Source organism: Phenylobacterium sp. (assembly GCF_030654915.1).
Classification (GTDB): domain Bacteria; phylum Pseudomonadota; class Alphaproteobacteria; order Caulobacterales; family Caulobacteraceae; genus Phenylobacterium.
This window is the reverse complement of record NZ_JAURWM010000303.1, coordinates 1-5,137: the sequence shown is the minus strand read 5'-3', so window position 1 is coordinate 5,137 and position 5,137 is coordinate 1. Positions and strand designations below refer to the sequence as shown.

The following is a 5,137-nucleotide window of genomic DNA, read 5'->3' as shown; positions in this document are numbered from 1 at the left end:
TCATCGGCGCCCTGCTGACCGGCGTCCTCGCCGACCCGGCCGTCAACGCCCTGGGCGAAGGCGCGAGCCTGATGACCCAGTTCTACGGTGTGGCCATCACCATCGCCTACGCCTCGATCGCCACCTTCATCATCCTGATGATCGTGAAGTACACGGTCGGTCTGCGTGTCAGCGAAGAGGCCGAGGTCGAGGGGCTGGACATGTCCCAACACGGCGAAGCTCTGCACGACTAAGCAGCGGCTTCACCTGCGAACGACGAACGGGGGTCCTTCGGGGCCCCCGTTTTCGTTGGGAGATAGAGCGCCGCTTTGCGTCCTCGCCTCACCTGCCTCTCTCGATGGAGAGGAACGTTTTCGTGCTCCCGCCCATCAGTTCGTCATGGCCGACCCTTTAAGCCGGCCATCCATAGACTTAGCGGTCGGGGATTTACCTGGGCGGGCGGCGCGTATGGATCCCCGGGTCAAGAGCCCGGGGAGGACGAACTTGGAGGGAGGGCGCGGGCCTCCTCTCCCGAGGGAGTGGCGTCAGTCGGGCCAGGGGCCGCCGAGGCGGCAGCGCTTAACCCACCAGGTGGGCTGCATGCTGGCGACACGTTCGGCCAAGGCGTCGGCCTCGATGTCGGAGGCGCAGATGGCGAAGCAGGTCGCGCCCGAGCCTGACATCCGGGCGAAGAGCGTCTCAGGTTCGCCGGCCAGGGTCTCGACGACATCGCCGATCTCTGGAGCCAGGGCGATCGCCGGCGCCTGCAGGTCGTTGCGCATCATGCCCAGCCAGGCCGAAAACTCCTCGATGCTCTCGAAGGCCTCGGGCATGGGCGGCGGCGCCACCTCGCCAAAGGCTTCGCGCTCATCCAGGGCGCGGTAAACCGCAGGGGTGGAGACCCCGACGCCGGGATTGACCAGCACGGCCTCGATTATCGGCAGGCGCGGCGCGGGCGTCAGCCGCTCTCCCCTTCCCTGCGCCACCACCGGACGGCCCCAAAGACAGGCCGCGCCATCAGCGCCCAGCGAAGCGGCGAGCGCCTCCAGGGCGTCATCGTCGATATCGACGCTCAGCGCCGAGCGCACCAGGCGCAGGGCCGCGCCAGCGTCGCTGGAGCCGCCGCCGAGCCCCGCCGCGACCGGCAGGCTCTTCTCCAACGACAGGCACAGCGGCGGCTGGGGCCCTCGCGTATGGGCCAGCAAGGCCCGCGCGGCGCGCAGCACCAGATTGTCGTCCTCGTCCGCCAGAGCGGCGGCGAACGGCCCATGGACCCGCACCGACAGGGCGTCGGCCTCGTGGATCACCAGCTGGTCGCCGATATCGGCGAACGCCATCAGGCTGCACAGCGGATGATAGCCATCGTCGCCAGGCGCGCCGACGTGCAAAAACAGATTGATCTTCGCAGGCGCGAAGGCGACCGGCCCCATGACTGAACCTATTGCCCGGCGACGCGTGAGGTCGCGGCCGGCCCCTTGGGACCTAAGCCCCCGGTCAGCTTGGCGTCGACGTCGGCCTTGATCTTGTCGTCGGGATCGAGCGTCAGGACGCGGCGCCACTGGTACTCCGCCTCGATGCGGCGGCCGACGCGCCAATAGGCGTCCCCCAGGTGGTTGTTGATCTCCGGGTCGCCGGCCTCAAGCTCGACCGCCTGCTCCAGGAATTCGACGGCCTTCTTGTAGTCGCCCAGGCGGTAGTGCGCCCAACCGAGCGAATCGATCATGGCCCCGGACTGTGGATTGGCGGCGACCGCGCGCTGAACCATGCCCAGGGCTTCGGGAAGCCGCTCGCCCCGGTCGATCCAGGTGTAGCCGAGATAGTTCAGCAGCTCGGGCTCGTTAGGACGTTGCTTCAGCGCGCCTTGCAGGTCGCGCTCGGCTTCCGGCCAGTGGCCGGATCGCTCGTAGGACACGCCGCGAGCATAGAGCAGCCGCCAGTCGGGGGCGGGGTCTTGCCCGATCAGGCCCGACAGCACCTGCGCCGATTCCACGTAGCGTTCATTGGCGCGCAGCAGATCGGCATAGGTGATCTTGGCGCTCCGATCGCCGGTGGTGGCGGCGGCCTGGGCCATTTTGAGGGCGGCCTCCGGCTCCTTGGCGTTCTGATAGCTCCAGGCCAGCTTGGAGACGGCGGCGGGATATTCCGGCGAACCGGGCTTGGGCTTGCCATAAGCGGCGCGGGCGGACTCGATATCGCCGGCGCCCTCCATCAGGTCGCCGACCATCAGCCAGGCTTCGTTGCGAGCCGGGTCGAGCCGCAGCGAGAGGCGCAGATAGGCCAGGCCCAGTTGGTCTTGCTTGGCGCCCAGCATGCCGGCGGCCGGCGCGATCAGCGCCTGGGCCGCGCCCTGACGCAGGGTGGGCGGGGGCGGCGCGCCCTTGCCGCTGGCGGCGCGGGCCTTGGCGGCGGCCAACGCCTCATTGTTGGGCTGGGCCCGCAAGGCGCGATCGTAGAGCGCCACGGCGTCCGGGCCACGCTTGCGGCGCTCCAGGAAGGCGCCGTAAGCCAGCACGGCGATGTCGCCGGGGGTCTCGCCGCCGGTCAGCGCCTTATAGTCCGTCTCGGCCTCGTCATAGCGACGGGCGCGCTCGAAGAGATGGGCTTGGCCGAGTTGGCCGAAATAGTCGACGACGCGGTCGTTGCGGACCTCGGGGCGGACCAGCGAGCCGTCGACGTCGCCGGCCATGGCCGCCGCCCAGGGGGCCAGCAGCACGGCGGCCGCGCGATGAGGGAAGCCGATATTGTCGCCCGCCAAGGCGGCCTGGGCGGCCTTGCCGTCGCCATTGGCCATCAGCTCCACGGCCTTGACCAACTGGCCCATGCGCTTGGTGGATTCGGAGGCTTCCTCGCCCTGGGGCGCCAGCTGGGCGGCGCGGGGGATGTCGCCCGCCAGCACGGCGGCGGTGAAGGCGCGGTCCTGCAGCATGTCGCTGGCCCCGCCCTCGAGTTCAGCCTTGGCGAAATAGGCTGCGGCCTCCGCGCCCTTGCCGTCGTTCAGGGCGCCCTGGCCGGCCAGGAAGGCGCCATAGGCCGACCCACCCATGCCGTTGGGAATTGGCGGCGTCCAGCCCGCCTGCTGCTGTGGCGGTGTGGCGCAGGCCGCGACGAGGGCGAGCGGAGCGAAGGCGACTAGGAGACGGCGCATGCCTGGGAAACTCGGCGCTTTCGGGGGCGAGTTCAAGGCGCCAAGGGACCTGATCGGGGAAAGGCGGGTTTGCACCCCGGCGCGCGGCGGCTTCGGCGCCGTCCGCCGTGGTCAAAATGTCCGTACTCCAAGTTTTTGCGCGCCATGCACGCCAGGCGCAATCCAGGGGCTAGCGCACCCATAGTTGTATGTTTTACCTGTCAGGGGGGGAGCTGAGCAACAAGGGGGAGCGTATGCCCGACACGCCTACCAATTCGCGCCGTTCAGCAGGCGCCCACGCGCCTACCCGCCAAGAGTTCTCGGTTCGCCTTCCGACCCTGGGCGCACTCGCGGCCGCCAGCCTGCTGTTCTCCGCAGGGGCGGTCCAGGCTCAAGAGCTTCGGGTGGGCGCCGGCTATGCACCGCACGCCCCCGAAAAAGGCGCCTCGGTCGTGGTGGAGTATCTCTTCAAGCCGGTGGACATGCTGGAGTTCGCGGGCTCGCCCAGGCCCTATGTGGGAACGCAGCTCAGCCTGGACGGATACACCAACTATGCTCAAGCCGGCCTGATTTGGCGATTTGAGCAGAAGCGGACCTATATCGACCTGGGCGCGGGGCTGTCGGTGCACGATGGCGCGCTGTCTCTGCCACGTCCGACACCGGGGCTGTCGGACGAAGAAAATCAGCGCCGCCGGAACGACCGCGACAAGTACATCGAGTTCAACGAACGCTGGCTGTTCCACGCCACCTTCGCCTTGGGCCTGCGGTTGAACGAACGCTGGGCCGTGGAGATCGAGGGGCAGCATTGGAGCAACGGCCAGCTCGGCAACGAAACCCATGACGGCGCCGACAGCGTGGGGCTGCGCGCGGCCTATCGCTTCTAAGGGTCGCGCCGACGCGCCACGAACGCGCGGGGCCTGCCTGCGTCGGCGTCGCGGCCGGCGATCTCCTCCCCCGCCGGGCGGGGGAGGAACACCTTGATTCTACATGTTCGGGTAGTTCGGGCCGTCGCCGCCTTGGGGCGTGGTCCAGTTGATGTTCTGCGACGGATCCTTGATGTCGCAGGTCTTGCAGTGGACGCAGTTCTGGAAGTTGATCTGGAACTTCGGATTGTTCCCCTCGGCGTCGTAGAGCACCTCGTAGACGCCGGCCGGGCAGAACAGACGCGCCGGTTCACCGAACCGGGGCAGGTTCACGTTCACCGGAATGCTCGGATCGGTGAGCTTCAGGTGGGCCGGCTGGTTCTCGTCGTGGTTGGTCGAGGACAGGAAGACCGATGACAGCTTGTCGAAGCTGAATTCGTTGTCCGGCTTCGGATAGACGATCGGCTTGTAGTCCTTGGCCAGGCCGGTGGCCTCGGCGTCCGACTTGCCGTGCTTCAGCGTACCCCAGGGCGACCAGCCCTTGAGCATGGTGGCCATGATAGCATCTACGCCGCCCAACAAGATGCCGGGGATGGTGCCGAACTTGGACCACAGCGGCTTGAAGTTACGGACGTTCCACAGCTCCTTGGCGATGGAGGACTTCTGGTAGGCCTCCTCGTAGGACACCAGTTCGTCGCTGCTGCGGCCGCCCTGGATCGCAGCGAAGGCCGCCTCGGCGGCGAGCATGCCGCTCTTGACCGCGTTGTGGCTGCCCTTGATGCGCGGGACGTTGACCATGCCGGCCGAGCAGCCGAGCAGCACGCCGCCCGGGAAGTACAGTTGCGGCAGCGATTGCGAACCGCCCTCGGTGATGGCGCGGGCGCCGTAGGAGATGCGCTTGCCGCCTTCCAGGTAGCCGCGGATCGCCGGGTGGGTCTTGAAGCGCTGGAATTCGTCGAAGGGCGAGAGCCAGGGGTTCTTGTAGTTCAGGTGCAGCACGAAGCCGATGGCCACGTAGTTGTCCCCGAAGTGGTACATGAACGAGCCGCCGCCGGTGGCGTTGTCGAGCGGCCAGCCAAAGGTGTGCTGGGTCAGGCCAGGCTCGAAGTTCTCGTCCGGAACCTGCCACAGCTCCTTGATGCCGATACCGAACTTCTGGGGTTCGCGGCCG

Annotated in this window: 4 protein-coding genes and 1 pseudogene; 2 read left to right on the top strand and 3 right to left on the bottom strand. The window is 67.9% G+C overall.

Annotation, left to right across the window (positions count from 1 at the left end; all coding sequences use genetic code 11):
• A pseudogene (locus Q7T84_RS16030) lies at positions 1 to 233 on the top strand (ammonia channel protein); the annotation flags it as partial.
• A 291-nt stretch (positions 234 to 524) separates the two neighbouring features.
• On the opposite strand, the gene Q7T84_RS16025 reads toward Q7T84_RS16030, so the two are convergent.
• Both Q7T84_RS16025 and Q7T84_RS16020 read right to left on the bottom strand, forming a co-directional pair.
• On the bottom strand, positions 525 to 1,409 hold the full coding sequence (locus Q7T84_RS16025) for a 4-(cytidine 5'-diphospho)-2-C-methyl-D-erythritol kinase (protein ID WP_304810801.1): 885 nt from the start codon (positions 1,407 to 1,409) through the stop codon (positions 525 to 527).
• Positions 1,410 to 1,417: 8 nt separating this feature from the next.
• Positions 1,418 to 3,124: a tetratricopeptide repeat protein gene (locus tag Q7T84_RS16020; RefSeq protein ID WP_304810799.1), complete on the bottom strand. Its 1,707-nt coding sequence runs from the start codon at positions 3,122 to 3,124 to the stop codon at positions 1,418 to 1,420.
• A gap of 233 nt (positions 3,125 to 3,357) precedes the next feature.
• Between Q7T84_RS16020 and Q7T84_RS16015 the strand changes: the two genes are divergently transcribed.
• Complete coding sequence (locus tag Q7T84_RS16015) at positions 3,358 to 3,987, top strand: acyloxyacyl hydrolase (RefSeq protein ID WP_304810797.1); 630 nt, start codon at positions 3,358 to 3,360, stop codon at positions 3,985 to 3,987.
• Between the two features lie 99 nt (positions 3,988 to 4,086).
• Here Q7T84_RS16015 and Q7T84_RS16010 read toward each other — a convergent pair.
• Positions 4,087 to 5,137, bottom strand: a 1,051-nt coding sequence (locus tag Q7T84_RS16010) for an electron transfer flavoprotein-ubiquinone oxidoreductase (RefSeq protein ID WP_304810795.1), incomplete at its 5' end; no start/stop codon positions are given.